Origin of the sequence: Flavobacterium cryoconiti (assembly GCF_048158645.1) — a bacterium.
GTDB classification, from domain to species: domain Bacteria; phylum Bacteroidota; class Bacteroidia; order Flavobacteriales; family Flavobacteriaceae; genus Flavobacterium; species Flavobacterium cryoconiti.
The window spans coordinates 178,855-195,995 of the sequence record NZ_JBLNKW010000008.1 but is presented as its reverse complement, the minus strand read 5'-3'; the positions used below and the strand labels follow the sequence as shown (position 1 = coordinate 195,995).

General features: G+C 30.9%; 15 protein-coding genes. 13 read left to right on the top strand and 2 right to left on the bottom strand.

Going from position 1 to position 17,141, the window contains the following annotated elements:
• Positions 1 to 86 precede the first annotated feature (86 nt).
• Complete coding sequence (locus ACM55H_RS13040; RefSeq protein WP_416836898.1) at positions 87 to 557, bottom strand: T9SS type A sorting domain-containing protein; 471 nt, start codon at positions 555 to 557, stop codon at positions 87 to 89.
• 269 nt (positions 558 to 826) lie between these two features.
• On the opposite strand from ACM55H_RS13040, the gene ACM55H_RS13035 reads away from it, so the two are divergent.
• The gene (locus ACM55H_RS13035; RefSeq protein ID WP_416836897.1) at positions 827 to 1,999 is read left to right on the top strand and encodes a helix-turn-helix domain-containing protein; all 1,173 of its coding nucleotides are present in this window, start codon (positions 827 to 829) and stop codon (positions 1,997 to 1,999) included.
• 53 nt (positions 2,000 to 2,052) lie between these two features.
• Here ACM55H_RS13035 and ACM55H_RS13030 read toward each other — a convergent pair whose 3' ends face one another.
• Positions 2,053 to 5,196 carry a cytochrome c biogenesis protein gene (locus tag ACM55H_RS13030; protein ID WP_416836896.1) on the bottom strand — a complete coding sequence of 1,048 codons (3,144 nt, stop codon included), beginning with the start codon at positions 5,194 to 5,196 and terminating at the stop codon, positions 2,053 to 2,055.
• A gap of 199 nt (positions 5,197 to 5,395) precedes the next feature.
• Here ACM55H_RS13030 and ACM55H_RS13025 point away from each other — a divergent pair, with 199 nt between their 5' ends.
• From ACM55H_RS13025 to ACM55H_RS12970, 12 genes are all read left to right on the top strand, one after another.
• The gene (locus ACM55H_RS13025; protein WP_416836895.1) at positions 5,396 to 6,169 is read left to right on the top strand and encodes a Rossmann-like and DUF2520 domain-containing protein; all 774 of its coding nucleotides are present in this window, start codon (positions 5,396 to 5,398) and stop codon (positions 6,167 to 6,169) included.
• On the top strand, positions 6,153 to 6,680 hold the full coding sequence (locus ACM55H_RS13020; protein ID WP_416836894.1) for a KdsC family phosphatase: 528 nt from the start codon (positions 6,153 to 6,155) through the stop codon (positions 6,678 to 6,680). Before ACM55H_RS13025 ends, ACM55H_RS13020 begins: the two co-directional genes overlap by 17 nt.
• Positions 6,681 to 6,725: 45 nt before the next feature.
• Entirely contained in the window at positions 6,726 to 7,646 is a 921-nt protein-coding gene (locus tag ACM55H_RS13015; protein WP_416836893.1) for a geranylgeranylglycerol-phosphate geranylgeranyltransferase, read from the top strand.
• Positions 7,639 to 8,223, top strand: coding sequence for a Maf-like protein (locus tag ACM55H_RS13010; protein WP_416836892.1), 585 nt, complete (start codon positions 7,639 to 7,641; stop codon positions 8,221 to 8,223). Before ACM55H_RS13015 ends, ACM55H_RS13010 begins: the two co-directional genes overlap by 8 nt.
• A gap of 11 nt (positions 8,224 to 8,234) precedes the next feature.
• Positions 8,235 to 8,765 (top strand): mechanosensitive ion channel domain-containing protein, encoded by a 531-nt coding sequence (locus ACM55H_RS13005; RefSeq protein ID WP_416836891.1) that lies wholly within the window; start codon positions 8,235 to 8,237, stop codon positions 8,763 to 8,765.
• 168 nt (positions 8,766 to 8,933) lie between these two features.
• A complete protein-coding gene (locus tag ACM55H_RS13000; RefSeq protein WP_416836890.1) occupies positions 8,934 to 10,133 on the top strand; it encodes an AI-2E family transporter in 1,200 nt (399 codons plus the stop codon).
• Positions 10,134 to 10,279: 146 nt separating this feature from the next.
• Complete coding sequence (locus ACM55H_RS12995; RefSeq protein WP_416836889.1) at positions 10,280 to 12,001, top strand: BamA/TamA family outer membrane protein; 1,722 nt, start codon at positions 10,280 to 10,282, stop codon at positions 11,999 to 12,001.
• Positions 12,002 to 12,168: 167 nt separating this feature from the next.
• Positions 12,169 to 12,486 carry a hypothetical protein gene (locus ACM55H_RS12990; RefSeq protein ID WP_416836888.1) on the top strand — a complete coding sequence of 106 codons (318 nt, stop codon included), beginning with the start codon at positions 12,169 to 12,171 and terminating at the stop codon, positions 12,484 to 12,486.
• A gap of 172 nt (positions 12,487 to 12,658) precedes the next feature.
• The gene (locus ACM55H_RS12985) at positions 12,659 to 13,180 is read left to right on the top strand and encodes a hypothetical protein (protein ID WP_416836887.1); all 522 of its coding nucleotides are present in this window, start codon (positions 12,659 to 12,661) and stop codon (positions 13,178 to 13,180) included.
• A gap of 228 nt (positions 13,181 to 13,408) precedes the next feature.
• A complete protein-coding gene (locus ACM55H_RS12980; RefSeq protein ID WP_039110683.1) occupies positions 13,409 to 13,726 on the top strand; it encodes a hypothetical protein in 318 nt (105 codons plus the stop codon).
• 169 nt (positions 13,727 to 13,895) lie between these two features.
• Complete coding sequence (locus ACM55H_RS12975; RefSeq protein WP_416836886.1) at positions 13,896 to 14,429, top strand: hypothetical protein; 534 nt, start codon at positions 13,896 to 13,898, stop codon at positions 14,427 to 14,429.
• A 162-nt stretch (positions 14,430 to 14,591) separates the two neighbouring features.
• Entirely contained in the window at positions 14,592 to 17,123 is a 2,532-nt protein-coding gene (locus ACM55H_RS12970; RefSeq protein WP_416836885.1) for a PIG-L family deacetylase, read from the top strand.
• Positions 17,124 to 17,141 lie beyond the last annotated feature (18 nt).

The window sequence follows — 17,141 nt, the reverse complement described above, 5'->3', positions numbered from 1 at the left end:
CAGAAATTAATTTCTAGTTGAGATAATTTTATCGAAAAAATAATTATGTGCAGTAATCAAAATAGTAAGTGGAAAGTAGTTTTTTATCATCGTTTTATAATTTTAGTATAATAATTGAAGTTATCAGTATTTAATCTAACTAAATATTCTGAACTGGGTAGTGACGGTAAATGAATAGTCAAAATAGTATTATTGGGTTTAATCTTCTGTTCAAAAACCAAATGTCCACTTATATCAAAAACATTTATGTTTATTAATTGGTTAATTGGTTTTGAAAATTCAAAACTAACAGTTTCAATAAATGGATTTGGGTAAGTTGTCGTCTTGATATCGTCTAATAAATTAGAAGAAATATATTTGCCCCAAACACTTTGCTGAAATCCCTGCATAACCACAAACTTGTTACTAGAAGTGCCTATAAGGCTTTGTTGACCAATAGTCTGTGTTACGATCAAACCGTCTGGCATTTTTTTAGAGATTCCTTGTGAAGAAAGCATTTGGTGATGCAATACTTGACCATGAAAAGTTATAGTAAAAAATATCAGTAAATACCTCATAAAAATTATTTTTATCAAATTTAAGCTATATTATTTGTCGTTTATCGATAAAAATAGAAATAGCTGATAATAACCATAATCAGTAACAGTTTTTCAGTTTTTAGTAACTAAAAACTGAAAATAAGTAGTTTAAAGACTCTTTTTTATACCTATGAACACAAAAATCAGGAGGTATTTCATCTGCCATTCTTAAAATATATAGTTTTAAAATAATTAGATATTCCTATATAAATTATCTATTTTTAGAACATTAAAATTAAATATTTAAAATGCTGACAAATTTACTTTTCATCATTACTGGCCTTATTGGTTTACTGACCATTACCTTAATTTACAATAATTACGAATCAAATAAGATTATGAATTTTTATATAGTCTTACTGATAATCATAATGTCTTTACGGTTTTTCTTAAATGGATTGACCTATTTTGTATCAGACTCCTCTTTTAAAAACATCTACTTTACCTATTCAAACTTTTCATCCGTTGTAATCCCACTTTGTTATTTGTATTTCAAAAATTTATTTGCAAATGAAAAAGCATTTAATACTATGGAGTTATATCATTTTATATTCCCATTGTCTTTTTCCATATTAGGAATTATACTTAATACTCAAAGTTTTCCAATACCAGGTTTAAAACTTTTTCTATATGCCGTCTTTATTTCATTTGTTGTGTTTTATAATGTACTGTCATATCGAATATTAAAAAACAATATTTGGTCAAAAAAAGGTGTAGTAAAAGTAATTATGAAACAAAATAAAGTGATTAATAATTGGGCCTCCTTTTTACTTATTGCACTTGTATTGATATCAATTAGACTTATTACAGCTCTTTTTATAGATTTATATTACAATCAAAGTATGAAAGGATTTAATTACCAATGGATATCTTCTTGTATTTGGTTATTAATTTTAATAAAAATACTAATTACGCCAGAAATATTATATGGTTACAATGCGCTTAACAAGAAAATAAATGAAAATAAAAAAACTGATTTAGTTCTAAATGAAATTTGGAAAATAGCTCCTAATATCAATTTAAATAATAGTCAACATAGTATTTTAAAAGAAAAAATAGACAAAAATATTCTAATATATATAGATCATATTGAAAAATTATCTTTTGAATATGAAACTTTTAGAGACTCAAAAATGACACTTACTGATTTTTCTAACAAACTGAATATCCCAAAAAGTCATATTTCTTATATATTTAAATACCATTCAACAATTTCCTTTTCTGAGTATAAAAAAGTAATCCGAATTCACGATGCCATAAAGCATATCGAATTAAACTATTTAAAAAACAATACCTTAGACTCCTTGTCAAAAAAGGTTGGATTTACTTCATACAATCCATTTTTTACTAGTTTTAAAGAGATATCGGGTGTTTCACCATTAGAATATTATAAAATGGTAAAAGTCGAATTTAACGAATAAAAAAAAGGTTCAACTTTATTGTTGAACCTTTTTTTATGTAATTAATCCAATTCTTATTTTTTATAATACTTTCTGTATTTTGGATAGGAAATAGCTCCAAATAAAGCAATTGCTCCTAAAGAAATCCAAATCCAACTCAATGACTTAGCTTCACCACTTGCGTACGAATGCAATCCTACCAAGTGAAAATTAACGCCATAATATGTAAACAAAATGGATACAAAAGCAAACATACTCATCAGGTTAAAAATCCATTTACCTCTTAAAGAAGGAACAAATCTGGCATGAATCACAAAAGCGTAAACCATAATACTGATTAAGGCCCAAGTTTCTTTTGGATCCCATCCCCAGTAACGACCCCAGCTTTCATTAGCCCATTGTCCTCCAAGGAAGTTTCCAATGGTAAGCATGATTAAACCTATAGTCAAAGCCATTTCGTTGATATAGGTGATTTCCTGAATATTCAAATCCATCTTAACTTTGTTTTTTTCATTGGTAAACAAAATCAACAGAAGAGAAACAGTTCCTAAAATCATTCCTAATGCAAATGGACCATAACTCGCAACAATTACCGCTACGTGAATCATCAACCAATATGAATTAAGAACGGGTTGTAAATTAGCTATTTCAGGATCAATCCAGTTCATAAAAGCCGCAAACAAAATCATAGAAGTTACAAAGGCCGAAGCAGCAACAGTAAGTTTTGATTTTCTGTCAAAAGCTAAACCAAAAAACATCGTCGCCCAAGCCACATATATAATCGATTCATAAGCATTACTCCAAGGTGCGTGACCAGAGATAAACCATCTGGCTATTAACCCAATAGTATGCAACCCAAATAATATCCCAATGATTACATGAAAGGAATTAATTACAATACGTAAGGTCTTTTTTTCGAAAATGATATTAAGAATCGTAAACACAAGCATTAAACAGCCAATTGTAAAATAAGCCATAAAAAGATTCTTGAAAATATCGGATTTATTATACAAGATTTCCAATGAAATTTTATCTTCACTTGGTCTTACTTTAGCTCCAAATTTTTTCTGAAAACCGTTTATACTTTCTAATAGCTCATTTGCCGTTTTATAATCTTTAGTATCAGCTGCAGCGTTTAAAGTTCCAAAATATAATGGCAATACACTTTTAGTATAAGTAGCATCCATTCCTTTCATTCCAGATTCATTCAATTCTAAATAGGAAATCCATTTGTTATTCGCATTATTCGGAATAGGGAAAATCTTAAGGATTCTTCCACTCAAAGCTGATTCCATTAGATTTACTTTCTTGTCCGTCTCTATAAAATCCTTTTGAAATTGATCTGGATTTGCAGTTTTGAAGGCGTCATCCAAATAAGGAGACAGTTTATAATTTCCTTTCTCATCGAAAAAAGAGATAAAAGGAGCGTATTGTGCTTCCTTATCAATTCCTATAATCTTACGAATACTATCATTTCCTGCTTTAATATAGATAATAGGAACTTCAATCCAAACTTTAGCATATTGTGTCATCGACAATAATACCTGATCAGAATTCATGCCCTTATAGGTTTCCATATGACTTACTTTTCGAAGCAATTCAGATGAAAAAGTATTAACCGGTTTCATTCTTCCTCCAGCATCCTGAATAATTAATCGTCCAAATTTAGCTGCATGATCTTCAGGAACTTTGTATTTATTTAATAAAGAATCAATTTGTTTTTCACTTGGAGCTTGGTGTTGATGTTCATCATGACCTTGGGCAAAACTATTAAAACTAAGCATCAAAACTAAGATCGTAATTAGCATTTCTTTTTTAGTTTTCACTACTTCCAGTTTTCTTTTCAAATCAGCAAAACGAGAATATTTGGTAAACATAATTGACATCATGGCAAAAAACAACATAAAATAACCCGCATAAGTAATGGCTGTACCCCAAAAATCATGATTTACAGATAAAACTGTTCCCTTTTCGTCAGGATCGAATGAAGATTGAAAAAAGCGAAACTGCTTGTAGTCTAGAACATGATTCATATAAATTCGGGCATCAAATGAATTTGTGGAATCTTGAACTGTAACTTTACTTTCAAACGAAGAATAACTTTTTTCTGTTCCTGGATACTTCTTGGCAATAAATTTATTCAGTTTTATCTTGAATGGCAAAACGTAAGCTTTACTTCCATAAAACAAAGTATAATCTATATTCCCTATTTTTACTGTTTTAGATTCGCCTATTTTACCTTTGGAACCTAAAATTGTCACTTCATTTACTTTTCCGTCAGCCGTAACACTTAAAACCAAAGCATCTTCATGATTCTTAGCTTTGAAATCATTTTTAGATTGATAATCTATTACCCCTTTAACTGCTGGATCAGGAAATACAAATCGCATTTCACCAATAGTATATAAAGAACGCATCATTAATGGCTGCGCATCACCTTTAGTTACTTTCCCTTGCATTTTATCAATCATACGCATAAAATTACCTTCAAATGGCGTTTGGATAGTGCTGGTATTGCCGGTAATAGTGATGTTTATTGCACCCTCAGTATATTTATTCAGTGAAAATAAAACGTTATGGATATTTTGTATTTCACCTTCTTTCAGCATGTGTTCATGACGTCCGCCATCACCGGCTTCTACAATTTTAAAATATAGAGAACCTTTAGGATCCGGTTTTATATATTCAGTAGCACCCATAATGAAGTTTTTGTATTTTACTTCAAAATTAGTGTTGGCAAATTTATCTGAAATGGTAAAATCATTATTGGTAACAGGCGAAAGCAACAATGGTTTTTCAAAAACTCTACGTTTCATTTCCCCTTTGTAATCACCGTCAACAAAAACAGTAAGAAAGGTTTTATCTGAAAAAACTTGATTTTCTGCTGCGCCTTCACGGATGGGCATCATTCCTTCATAACTGATATATCGAGTTACGAAAGCTCCTAAAAGGATAAATACGAAAGCCAAATGAAGCAATAATGTAGCCCATTTTTCTTTTTTCAACAATTGGTATCTTTTAATATTTCCAATGAAATTAATCATGAAAAACACCATTATAGCTTCAAACCACCAAGCATTATAAACCCAAATTTTAGCAGTATCAGTGTTGTATTTACTTTCGATAAAAGTTCCGGTACCCATTGCGATTGCAAATGTTAAGAAAAGCATGGCCATTAATCGAGTAGAAAACAAAATAGAGGATATTTTTTTAATCATTTGTAAGGGATTACGTTTTATTAAAGTGCGACAAAAGTACTTAAAAATGTTGACTTCTATATTCGTACAATTGTTAATTTAATCCAAAATTAAGCCTTTCTGTTTTTTGTTAAAAAAGCATATTTCATTGCTAATTTAGGTTTATAAGCGATCCCAAATTCGAATAAAACTCTTAATATTTTTTTGCTAATTTTGTCAAATGATTAAAGTAATAATTATTGGCTCTGGAAATGTAGCGCAACATTTGATTGCAGCATTTCAGGATTCCCAAAATTTGGGATCAGAAATCGAATTGGTTCAAGTCTTTTCAAGGCAGCCCGCGAATTTGTCGCTGGTACTTGATTATGATAAAATCACTGATAATTGGGATACTTTGGTAGAAGCTGATCTGTACATCATAGCCGTTTCGGATGATGCGATTGCCGAGGTTTCTTCACAACTTCCATTCAAAAATCGTTTGGTGGTTCATACTTCTGGGAGTGTTTCCTTGAATACTTTGAATGACAATAATAGAAAAGGCGTTTTTTATCCCTTGCAAACATTCACTAAAAACAAAGCCGTTGATTTTAAAAGCATCCCAATTTGTTTAGAAAGCGAAAATGCAACTGATTTTCAATTATTGGATAAAGTGGCAAAAGCAATTTCCGACAAAGTTTTCGCTATCAATTCGGAACAACGAAAAGCATTGCATGTTGCAGCAGTTTTTGTCAATAATTTTACCAATCATTTGTACCAAATAGGAAATGAAATTTGCCAGGAACATCAGGTTCCATTTGAAATTTTAAAACCTCTTATTGCCGAAACTGCCCAGAAGATAATGGTGCTTTCGCCAGAGGAAGCGCAAACTGGACCTGCAAAACGCAATGATACGGCTACTATTGAAGCGCATGAAGCCTTTTTATCCAATGAAAATTATCTGAAAATTTATAAAACACTAACACAATCAATACAACATAATGGCAAAAAGTTATAAAGAAATAATGAATGATATTACTACGTTTATATTTGACGTAGATGGCGTACTTACTGATAGTTCCGTTTTTGTAACCAATGAAGGAGAAATTCTGCGAACAATGAATATTCGTGACGGTTACGCCATGAAAGCAGCAGTAGAAAGCGGTTATAATGTTTGCATTATTTCGGGAGGAAGCAATGAAGGTGTCAGAGTTCGACTAAGAAATCTAGGGATAACCGACATTCATTTAGGGACACCAAACAAAGTGGAAACATTTGATGAATACACTGATGTTTACAATATAAAGCCAGAACATGTTTTATACATGGGAGATGATATTCCTGATTATCACGTTATGAAATTAGTAGGATTACCCGCTTGTCCACAAGATGCAAGCCCCGAAATTAAGGCAATTTCAAGGTATATTTCACATAAAAATGGTGGGAAAGGTGCCGCTCGTGATGTAATCGAACAAGTGATGAAAGCGCAAGGAAAATGGATGGCACATTTTGATGGGAAACACGATTAGATATATACGATTAATCAAATCAACGCATAAACAAATAAACTTAAATTGAACTTTTTAAAACTCATTCGATACCAAAACCTACTCATGCTTGCTTTTATGCAACTTGTTTTTAGGTACGGTTTTTTTAAATTTCAGAATATTCCTTTGTCTTTAAATGACTGGCAATATGGATTATTAGTCCTATCTACAGTTTTACTTGCTGCCGGCGGATATGTTATTAATAATATATTTGACCAAGATACGGATACCATAAACAAACCCAATAAAGTAATTGTTGGTAAAAGTATATCTGAAGCAAAGGCTTACAATATATATGTTGTACTTAATTGCATTGGTGTTGGGATTGGTTTTTATTTGTCGAATGTCATAGAAAAACCTGGCTTTGCTTCAATTTTCATTCTGATAGCTGCAACACTTTATTTTTACGCTACAAGTCTAAAACAAATGATACTCATTGGGAATGTTATTGTTGCTTTATTACTTGCGTTTAGTGTAATTATCATTGGGGTTTTCGATTTATATCCTGCAATTTATGAAGGAAATCAACGGGAAATGGCAGTGATTTTCTCTATTCTTCTTGATTATGCTTTGTTTACATTTATTCTTAATTTCATTAGGGAAATAGTAAAAGATTTAGAAGATGTAAATGGCGATTACAATCAAGGAATGAATACATTACCTATTGCAATAGGAATCAACCGAACTTCAAAAATAGTTTTTGCGTTAAGTTTCATTCCAGTTTTAGCTATTCTTTTTTACATAAACAATTACCTTTTTCAGTTGCAGTTTGCCACACTTTATTTAATGCTTTCAGTATTAGGACCGCTTCTTTATTTTACTTTTAAAATTTGGAATGCCAAAACAAAAAAAGACTTTTCTCAATTGAGCTTATTACTAAAATGGATTCTCTTTTTCGGGATTGTATCCATTGTTATTATTACCATAAATATGAAATACAATGCTTAGAAATAAATTAAAAAAATACAACCTGATTCTTGCTTCAGGTTCTCCAAGACGTCAACAGTTTTTCAAAGATTTAGATTTGGATTTTGAAATCAAGTTAAAAGAAATCGAAGAAATTTATCCTCCGGAATTAAAAGCCGCAGCAATCACTGATTATTTGGCTGAATTGAAAGCCAGCGCTTTTGAAGGGGAATTGCAACCCGGAGATATCCTAATAACAAGTGATACGATTGTTTGGCATAATAATAAGGCTTTGGGTAAACCAAAAGATCAGCAAGATGCTTTTGAAATCCTAAAATCATTATCAAATACTACCCATGAAGTAATTACCTCAGTTTGTTTCAAAACTACTTCAGCTACAACAGTTCTTAATGAACTGACTAAGGTTACTTTTAATGAATTAAGTGATGAAGCCATTCTCTATTATCTTGAAAATTACAAGCCATATGACAAAGCGGGCGCTTATGGGATTCAGGAATGGATTGGTTTTATAGGTGTTGCAAAAATTGAAGGCTCTTATGCCAATGTTATGGGTATGCCAACCGATAAAGTTTATGAATATTTTTGTAAATTAGCATAAAAACCGGAAATATGATTTTTTTAAATGATTTTACACGAGAACTAATTGGAACTGGAATTGTTTTAGTTTTTTTAATTTCATTGCGAATTATCTCTACAAAACTAGTAAGACGCTATGCTAAATCTAGTCATACTATTGAACATCGAACTAATTTAGTTATCAAATACATTCATTTATTAATTAATATTCTGACAGTAACTGCTTTAATAATAATCTGGGGAGTTCAAACTAAAGATATTTTCATTGCACTTTCCTCTATTACAACGGTTGTAGGTGTAGCCATGTTTGCACAATGGTCTATTTTAAGCAACATCACATCTGGTATTATTTTGTTCTTTTCTTTTCCGTTTAAAATTGGTGATGTAATAAAAATTCATGATAAAGATTTCCCTATTGAAGCTGAGATTGAAGATATTGGGGCTTTTCATGTCTATTTAAGAACTCATACTGGAGAAATGGTCATCTTTCCTAATAATTTGCTTCTGCAAAAAGGAATTTCAATTATGAAAAATCATTTTGATGATAAAGAATTCATAGATTAATTTTATTTTAAACACTTCTATCTTATTCACTTTATTGCGAAATTTATAGTTTTATAAGTGTAAATTATATAACTATTTTAAAAAAATCTATAACGCTTTAGATTTTTTATTCTATCATATTTACTTGTTAAATTTAGAAATAGTTTTAACATCTAAAAAAACTAAAATATGAACGAAATCATAAAACTACCTTTCTATGCAAAGCTTACGCTGATTTTATTGAGCTTAATCAGTTTTGGCTATATTTTTTATATTGGTCAGGAAATTTTAATTCCAATTCTGTTGTCTTTTATATTTGCTATAATACTAAGACCAATTGCTCATTTTATAAGACATAAACTCCGTTTTCCACATGTTATAGCAGTTATGATAACCGTTTTGCTGTTTATTTTACTTTTTATTGGGCTTTTTGCATTTTTATCCATTCAGGTTAGTGAAATGGCTAATGATTTTAATAAAATCGAGAGAAATATTTCCATCCACATTCATAACATTCAGCAATACATCAGGGAACATTTCAATATAAGTTCAAGAGAACAAAAAGAATATCTTGACACTGCAACGGAAGATTCTATGGAAAAAGGAAAAGAATTGCTCGGTACAACCTTAGCTTCCTTTACAGATACAATCTTAAACATTATTTTAATTCCCATTTATACTTTTTTAATCCTTTTGTACAGAACCCATTTTATGCTGTTCTTTTCTAAATTGATAAAAAAAGAATACCATCCTAAATTACAGGATATTCTTTCTCAAATAAAAGTAGCCGTAAAAAGTTATATTGTTGGTTTAATTATAGAAATGATTCTGGTTTCCCTATTGACAACAATTGGATTCATGATAATAGACGTTAAATATGCTATTTTATTGGGAATTGTTACGGGAATATTAAACCTAATACCCTATGTTGGAATATTATTTGCCGGTGCTTTAAGCATTATAGCATCCCTAACTGGCACGCCCGACTTATCTATTATTGTTGGTGTCATTGTAGTAAATATAATTGTACAATTAATTGACAATAATATTTTAGTCCCGTTAGTTGTTAGTTCAAAAGTTCAAATAAATGCATTCGTTTCCATTATTGGGATTATTATAGGCGGTGCGCTTTGTGGAATTTCTGGAATGTTTTTAGCCATTCCAATAATTGCCATTCTTAAAGTGATTTTTGACAGAATAGAATCGCTGGAACCTTGGGGCTATTTAATGGGAGATGATTTACCAAAAACATATACGTGGCGTAATATAAAATTGCCTCTTTTTGATTCAGAAACAACACCAAAAAAAATCATAATCAAAACGGATATTACTGTTCCAATGTTTACAGAAACAACCACTGAAAATGATATAAATCGTACTGAAAATTAATTGCTTAAAATTTCAAAATCTATTTTTTAAAGCTAATTTTTTTTAAGATGTTTCAAAAACAAAAACTGATTTTAATTTTTTTACTTTTTTGTTGCTTTCAGATTTCTTTTTCGCAAGTAAATAAGCCCAAAAAAGATTCTTCTGAAGTGTACAAGGATATTCAAACCTATTCCAAAAAAAGAAAGTTCACTAAAATGTTGCATCATTTAATTTTTGAACCTGTTAATGTAAAAACTAAAAAGAAAAAAGTAATACACAAAAAATACCTTGCTTTTGAAGGCAGAACCATTAGAAATATAAACATTACAACGCTTGATCCGTTTGGATTTTCAGAAATTGATACAACTAAAGAAGCTCGAAATTGGGCAGAAAGAAGCGGAAATAGAATACACATTAAGACCAATAGACTGGCGATTCAAAATTTATTACTCATAAGAGAAAACGAACCGTTGGATTCCTTATTAGTAAAAGAATCAGAACGTTTGATTAGGACTCAAAGATTCGTTAGCAGAGTTAGTATAACGCCTCAATTAATTAAAAACAATCCTGATTCAGTTGATGTTTATATTCGAGTATTGGATACTTGGAGCATTATTCCAAAAGGATCCGTTTCTAATTCCAGAGCCACTTTCGAATTGAATGAACGTAACTTTTTGGGATCTGGCCATGAAATTGACAATGAATATAAAACCAGATTCAGCGATGGAAAAAAAGCTTATAGTTTGACTTATAGCATTCCCAACATTAAGAATACATTTATTAAAACTACTTTTAATTATCATATTGATTTAGATAATTATTATGGCAAAAGCGTGAATATTGATCGTCCATTTTATTCTCCTTTTACAAAATGGGCCGCTGGGATTTACATTGATCAGCAATTTAGAAAAGATACACTTCAGGATTCCAATTTAATATATGCCAAACAAAATTTTAAATACAATTCACAAGATGTATGGGTGGGACACGCTTTTAAAATTTTTAAAGGAAACACTGAAGGAGACAGAACCACAAATCTAATTTTATCAGGGCGCTTTTTAAATATAAAATACATAGAAAGTCCTACAATAGTATATGATCCAATCGATTTCTATTCTGGAGAGAAATTTTTTCTTGCTGGAATCGGTGTTACTTCACGACTATTTGTTGAAGACAAATATATTTTTAAAAATGGAGTTATAGAGGATGTTCCCATTGGGAAAATTTATGGAATAACCGGCGGGTATCAATATAAAAATAACACTGGCCGATTCTATTTGGGTTGTCGAGCTGCTTTTGGGAATTTTTACAAATGGGGCTTTTTAAGTACCAATATAGAACTAGGTTCTTTTTTTGATAAATCGACCACAAACCAGACTGCTTTTTCTTTTCAGGCAAATTATTTCACTAATTTAATTGATATTGGAAAATGGAAATTAAGACAGTTTATTAAGCCTCAACTTATTTTAGGGATAAACAGGTTAAATTCTATAGGAGATAAATTATCAATTAATGAAAATAATGGGCTAATTGGTTTCACAAGTGCTGAATATGGTACCCAAAAAGCAGTGTTAACTTTACAAACTCAAGCTTATTCACCATGGGATTTGTGGGGATTTCGGGTAAATCCATATTTTAACTATTCAATTGCTATGCTTGGAAATTCTCAAAAAAGACTCGGTGAAAGTAAAGCATATTCAAAAATTGGGATTGGTTTTATTATAAATAATGATTATTTAGTATTTAGTTCTTTCCAAATATCACTTTCTTATTATCCATCAATTCCAGATATCGGAGAAAATGTGTTTAAAACTAATTCTTTTGAGACTACTGATTTTGGTTTTCAGGATTTTGAATTGGCAAAACCTCGCACTGTTATTTATAAATAATAAAAACACAACCCACTAATTAAAAAGGAATTATAAAAATTAAATATTTCTATTTCTAAAGTGTGAATTATATAATTTAATACAATAATTCTATAAGTTCCTTCTTTCAGTTTCGCTTTATCTTTACATTAATAAAAAACATATCAACTAATCCTAAAAAAAACAAGATGAAAAAAGTTACCTTTTATTTAATGATGATGGTATTATCATTAAGTGCAATTCCAACCACTACTTTTGCTGCTGAAAAAAATCCAATTACAGTAACAAGCAATACAAAAGAAATTCCAGAAAACGTTAAAACAATGCTTTCTCGTTTAGATGAAATTAAAGCAATGGACAAATCATCCATGAAATCATCAGAGAAAAAAGCCCTTCGTAAAGAAGTTCGTGCCATTAATGCTGAGTTAAGATCAACAGGAAATGGTGTTTATCTATCAGTTGGTGCAATTATAATCGTTATTCTTTTATTGATTCTTTTATTGTAATCCGGTTTTCAAAATAAAATTTAAAGAGAAGCTATATTACTTCTCTTTTTTTATGAAAACTAAAACCCAATAATATGTTAACCCTTTTAAACTGGCACAGTTGTTGGATTTACACAAAAAGCATTGACTTAAATAGTGAATATAAAATAATTATTAATTAAATATTTAAAGAATGAAAACATTAAAATTAATTGCGGCAGGAGTAATCCTTTTAGTAACAAGTTCGATACACGCACAAGTTTCAGTAAATGTAAATATAGGTACAGCTCCGTCATGGGGTCCCTCAGGATATTCTAATGTAGATTATTATTACTTACCTGATGTAGAAGCTTATTATGACATAAGAGCAACACAGTTTATTTATTTTAATGGAGGAAGATGGATCCGTTCAAGATATTTACCTGGACAATACAGAAATTATGATCTGTACAATGGATACAAAGTTGTATTGAATGATTACCATGGTTCAAGACCTTACAGTAACTTTAAAAATCATAAAGTAAAATATTACAAAGGATATCATGGTGCTCCTCAAAGAGCTATAGGTTCAAGAGGGAATAACAATAATAAAGCATATAAAAATAACGGTAATAATGGCAACCACGAAGGTAACGAAAACCACGGTGGCGGAAATGGTGGTCATGAAAAAGGAAATGGAAAAGGAAACGGTGGCCATGGAAATGGGAAACATTAAGACTGATTCATACAATCAAAAAGAGAGTCCCAATTGGGACTTTCTTTTTTCATACAAGCTCTAATAAAATGATTTAAAAGTAATCCTTTAATTTTAAGCAAATTACTATCGACATTCTTTCTTTTTAGTTTTTAAAATATTATTTTGACATTCAATTATATGAAATTTATTATTAATTATTTTTTATATTTACAAGAACAATAGTGTTTAATCAAAAACAGAAACAAGATGAAAAAAGTTACCTTTTATTTAATGATAATGGTACTATCATTAACAGTTATTCCAACCAATAGTATTGCTGCCGAAAAAAATCCAATTGCAGTAACAAGCAATACAAAAGAAGTTCCTGAAAATGTTAAAACGTTGCTTTCTCGTTTAGATGAAATAAAAGCAATGGACAAATCTTCAATGAAATCTTCAGAGAAGAAAGCACTTAGAAAAGAAGTTCGAGCCATTAACGCTGAGTTAAGATCAACTGGAAACGGTGTTTATTTATCAGTTGGAGCTATTATAATTATAATCCTTTTATTGATCCTTTTACTATAATTAAATTTAAAAAATAGAATCAAAAGAGAAGCTTAAGAGCTTCTCTTTTTTTTAGCAATCAAATCTTAATTAAATGTTAAAAAACTTATATTGGCACAGTTGTTGGCTTAACTAAAAAGTATTGACAAACGAGTTAATATAAAATCATTACTAATTAAATATTTGAAAAATGAGAACATTAAAATTAATCGCCGTAGGAATTATACTTTTTGCATCTAGTACAATACATGCACAAGTTTCAGTAAGTTTAAACATTGGTACACGACCAGATTGGGGTCCTTCAGGATATGCTGAAGCTGAGTATTATTATTTACCGGATGTTGAAGCCTATTATGATGTAAGAGCAACACAATTTATTTATTTTGGTGATGGAAGATGGATTCGATCAAGATATTTACCGAGACAATATAGAAATTATGATTTGTATGGTGGATACAAAGTAGTCTTAAATGATTATCACGGCTCAAGACCTTACAGAAACTTTAATAATGATAGATCTAGATATTACAGAGGTTACCGCGGTAATGAGCAAAGAAATGTAGGTTATAACAATAATCGCAGAGAATATGATAACCGTAGAGACTATGATAACAGAAGAGGAAATGATGATCGTAGAGAACATGATAATCGTAGAGACAACGATAACCGAAGAGGGAATGAAGGTAATGGACGAGGAAATGGTAATGGACACGGAAGACATTAATACTTTATAAGTAATCAAAAAAATAATAAAAAAAGAGAGAACCAATTTTGGTTCTCTCTTTTTTTATTAAATCGAATTTTTATTTTAAAGAAAACCCAAAACATTTCAAAAAAAATTATTTAATTCCTACATTTGAAGCTATTGCAAATTAAATTCAAAATAATGCAAAAAAAACACCTGCTAGCGGTTCTACTATTTCTTTTTTGTTTTCAAATAGCAATCGCTCAACAACCTCAAAAATTAAATTCTGTTGAAATTTATAATCAAATTCAAAAACTTAATTTTTTAGGCTCAGTACTTTATATAGCCGCTCATCCTGATGATGAAAATACCCGCTTGATTTCTTATTTATCAAATGAGACTAAAGCAAGAACTGGCTACTTATCACTAACACGCGGTGACGGCGGGCAAAATTTAATAGGTCCGCAATTGCGCGAATTATTAGGAGTAATAAGAACTCAAGAACTTATAGAAGCCAGAAAAATTGATGGTGGCGAACAATTTTTTTCCCGTGCCAATGATTTTGGTTTTTCTAAAAATCCAACTGAAACATTAGAAATTTGGGACAAACAAAAAGTGCTTTCCGATATTGTTTGGGCTATTCGAAAATTTCAACCTGATGTAATCATCAATCGATTTGATCATCGCTCTCCAGGAACTACGCACGGTCATCATACTGCATCGGCAATGTTGAGCGTAGAAAGTTTTGATTTAGCCAATAATCCAACCATTTTTCCGGAACAATTAAAATTAGTGCAGCCTTGGCAACCTAAACGCCAGTTTTTTAATACCTCATGGTGGTTTTATGGTAGCAAAGAAAAATTTGATGCCGCTGATAAATCAAATTTAATGGAGATGCAAATAGGCACTTATTTCCCATCAATTGGAAAATCAAATCAGGAAATTGCCGCTTTAAGCCGCAGTCGCCATCAATCTCAGGGTTTTGGCAGTACCGGAAGTCGTGGTGAGGAAACCGAGTATTTAGAATTTATAAATGGCGAACCATTAAAAAATAAATCTTCAATTTTTGAAGGAATCGACACGAGTTGGAACCGTGTAAAAGGCGGGAAACCTATCGGAGAATTATTGACAACCATCGCCTCTCAGTTTGATTATACAAATCCTTCGGCCAGTATTCCAAATTTGGCGAAAGCCTATACGATGATGCAATCTTTAGACGAAAAGCATTGGACCACATTAAAATCTTCTGCAATAAAAGAAATTATTGCTGCTTGTTCCGGATTGTATCTTGAAGCAGTTGCCCAAAACCAGGAAGCAACTCCCGGTAGCATTGTAAAACTAAAAATTGAAGCAATAAATAGAAGTATTATTCCGATACAATTAATGAGTGTCACCACTTTACCGGAAGAGAAAAACACGCCTCAAAATACAGCTTTAAATACTAATATTTTAAAAAACATCAACCTCGATTTACAATTACCGCCAACAATAGCATACACACAACCGTATTGGTTAAAAGATAATGGAACAGTAGGAATGTACACGGTAGATGATCAAAAGAACATTGGAATTCCTGATATCATTCGGGAAGTAAAAGTGGTTTTTAACATGCAAATCAATGGAATTGATATTCCTTTTGAGCGAACCGTTGTCTATAAATACAATGATGGCGTAAAAGGCGAAATGTATAATTATTTAGATATAGTTCCTGAAATAACCACCAGTATTCTGGATAAAGTAGCCCTTTTTAAGGATAACAAAAATAAAACTGTAGCAGTAAAAATCAAAGCTGGAAAAGATGCCGTAAAAGGTAATTTACAACTGGAATTACCAAGTAACTGGATGGTTTCTCCAAAAATAATTCCTTTTAATTTAGAAAAAAAGGGAATGGAGCAAATCGTTTATTTTGAGGTTACTCCACCAAATCAGCCCAGTGAAGCTGTCGCCAAAAGTATTGCTGTCATTGACAATACACAATATGATAAGGACCAAATCATAATCGATTACAATCATATTACCAAGCAACAAGTTTTGAAACCTGCCGAAGCAAAATTTATCAAACTGGATTTAAAAACGAACGAAGAACGCATTGCTTATATTATGGGAGCCGGCGATGAAGTTCCAAAAAGCTTATCGCAAATGGGCTATAAAGTAACACTGCTAAAACCCGAAGAAATAACTCCTGAAAAATTAGCTAATTTTGATGTAGTGATGACTGGAGTTCGAGCATATAATATAGTTAAATTATTGGCAAACAAACAAAATATTCTTTTTGATTTTATCAAAGAAGGGAAAACAATGATTGTACAATACAATAACCCAAATGATCTTGTAACCCCAAACATAGCGCCTATCGCCCTAAAAATTTCTGGAGACAGAGTTACCGAGGAAAATGCTGAAGTTCGATTTTTAGCACCAAATCATCCTATAATGAATTTCCCAAATAAAATCACTTCAAAAGATTTTGAAGGCTGGAAACAGGAACAAGGATTGTATTATCCTAATGAATTTGATAAAGCCTTTACTCCTATTTTATCATCAAATGATAAAGGGGAAACACCAAAAGATGGTGCTTTATTAGTCGCTCCTTACGGAAAAGGATATTATATTTATACCGGTTTAAGTTTTTTCAGGGAATTACCGGAAGGTGTCCCGGGTGCTTTTAGATTATTATCAAATATGATTTCGCTAAAATCGCCCGTGACCATTCCTGCTCAAAAAATCAAGAATTAAAACAATCCAAAATGGAAA

What these genes read in the sequence shown, in the direction of transcription:
- ACM55H_RS13040 (WP_416836898.1), bottom strand. Translation starts at nt 557, where the DNA reads ATGAGGTATTTACTGATATTTTTTACTATAACTTTTCATGGTCAAGTA.
- ACM55H_RS13035 (WP_416836897.1), top strand. Translation starts at nt 827, where the DNA reads ATGCTGACAAATTTACTTTTCATCATTACTGGCCTTATTGGTTTACTG.
- ACM55H_RS13030 (WP_416836896.1), bottom strand. Translation starts at nt 5,196, where the DNA reads ATGATTAAAAAAATATCCTCTATTTTGTTTTCTACTCGATTAATGGCC.
- ACM55H_RS13025 (WP_416836895.1), top strand. Translation starts at nt 5,396, where the DNA reads ATGATTAAAGTAATAATTATTGGCTCTGGAAATGTAGCGCAACATTTG.
- ACM55H_RS13020 (WP_416836894.1), top strand. Translation starts at nt 6,153, where the DNA reads ATGGCAAAAAGTTATAAAGAAATAATGAATGATATTACTACGTTTATA.
- ACM55H_RS13010 (WP_416836892.1), top strand. Translation starts at nt 7,639, where the DNA reads ATGCTTAGAAATAAATTAAAAAAATACAACCTGATTCTTGCTTCAGGT.
- ACM55H_RS13005 (WP_416836891.1), top strand. Translation starts at nt 8,235, where the DNA reads ATGATTTTTTTAAATGATTTTACACGAGAACTAATTGGAACTGGAATT.
- ACM55H_RS13000 (WP_416836890.1), top strand. Translation starts at nt 8,934, where the DNA reads ATGAACGAAATCATAAAACTACCTTTCTATGCAAAGCTTACGCTGATT.
- ACM55H_RS12990 (WP_416836888.1), top strand. Translation starts at nt 12,169, where the DNA reads ATGAAAAAAGTTACCTTTTATTTAATGATGATGGTATTATCATTAAGT.
- ACM55H_RS12985 (WP_416836887.1), top strand. Translation starts at nt 12,659, where the DNA reads ATGAAAACATTAAAATTAATTGCGGCAGGAGTAATCCTTTTAGTAACA.
- ACM55H_RS12980 (WP_039110683.1), top strand. Translation starts at nt 13,409, where the DNA reads ATGAAAAAAGTTACCTTTTATTTAATGATAATGGTACTATCATTAACA.
- ACM55H_RS12975 (WP_416836886.1), top strand. Translation starts at nt 13,896, where the DNA reads ATGAGAACATTAAAATTAATCGCCGTAGGAATTATACTTTTTGCATCT.
- ACM55H_RS12970 (WP_416836885.1), top strand. Translation starts at nt 14,592, where the DNA reads ATGCAAAAAAAACACCTGCTAGCGGTTCTACTATTTCTTTTTTGTTTT.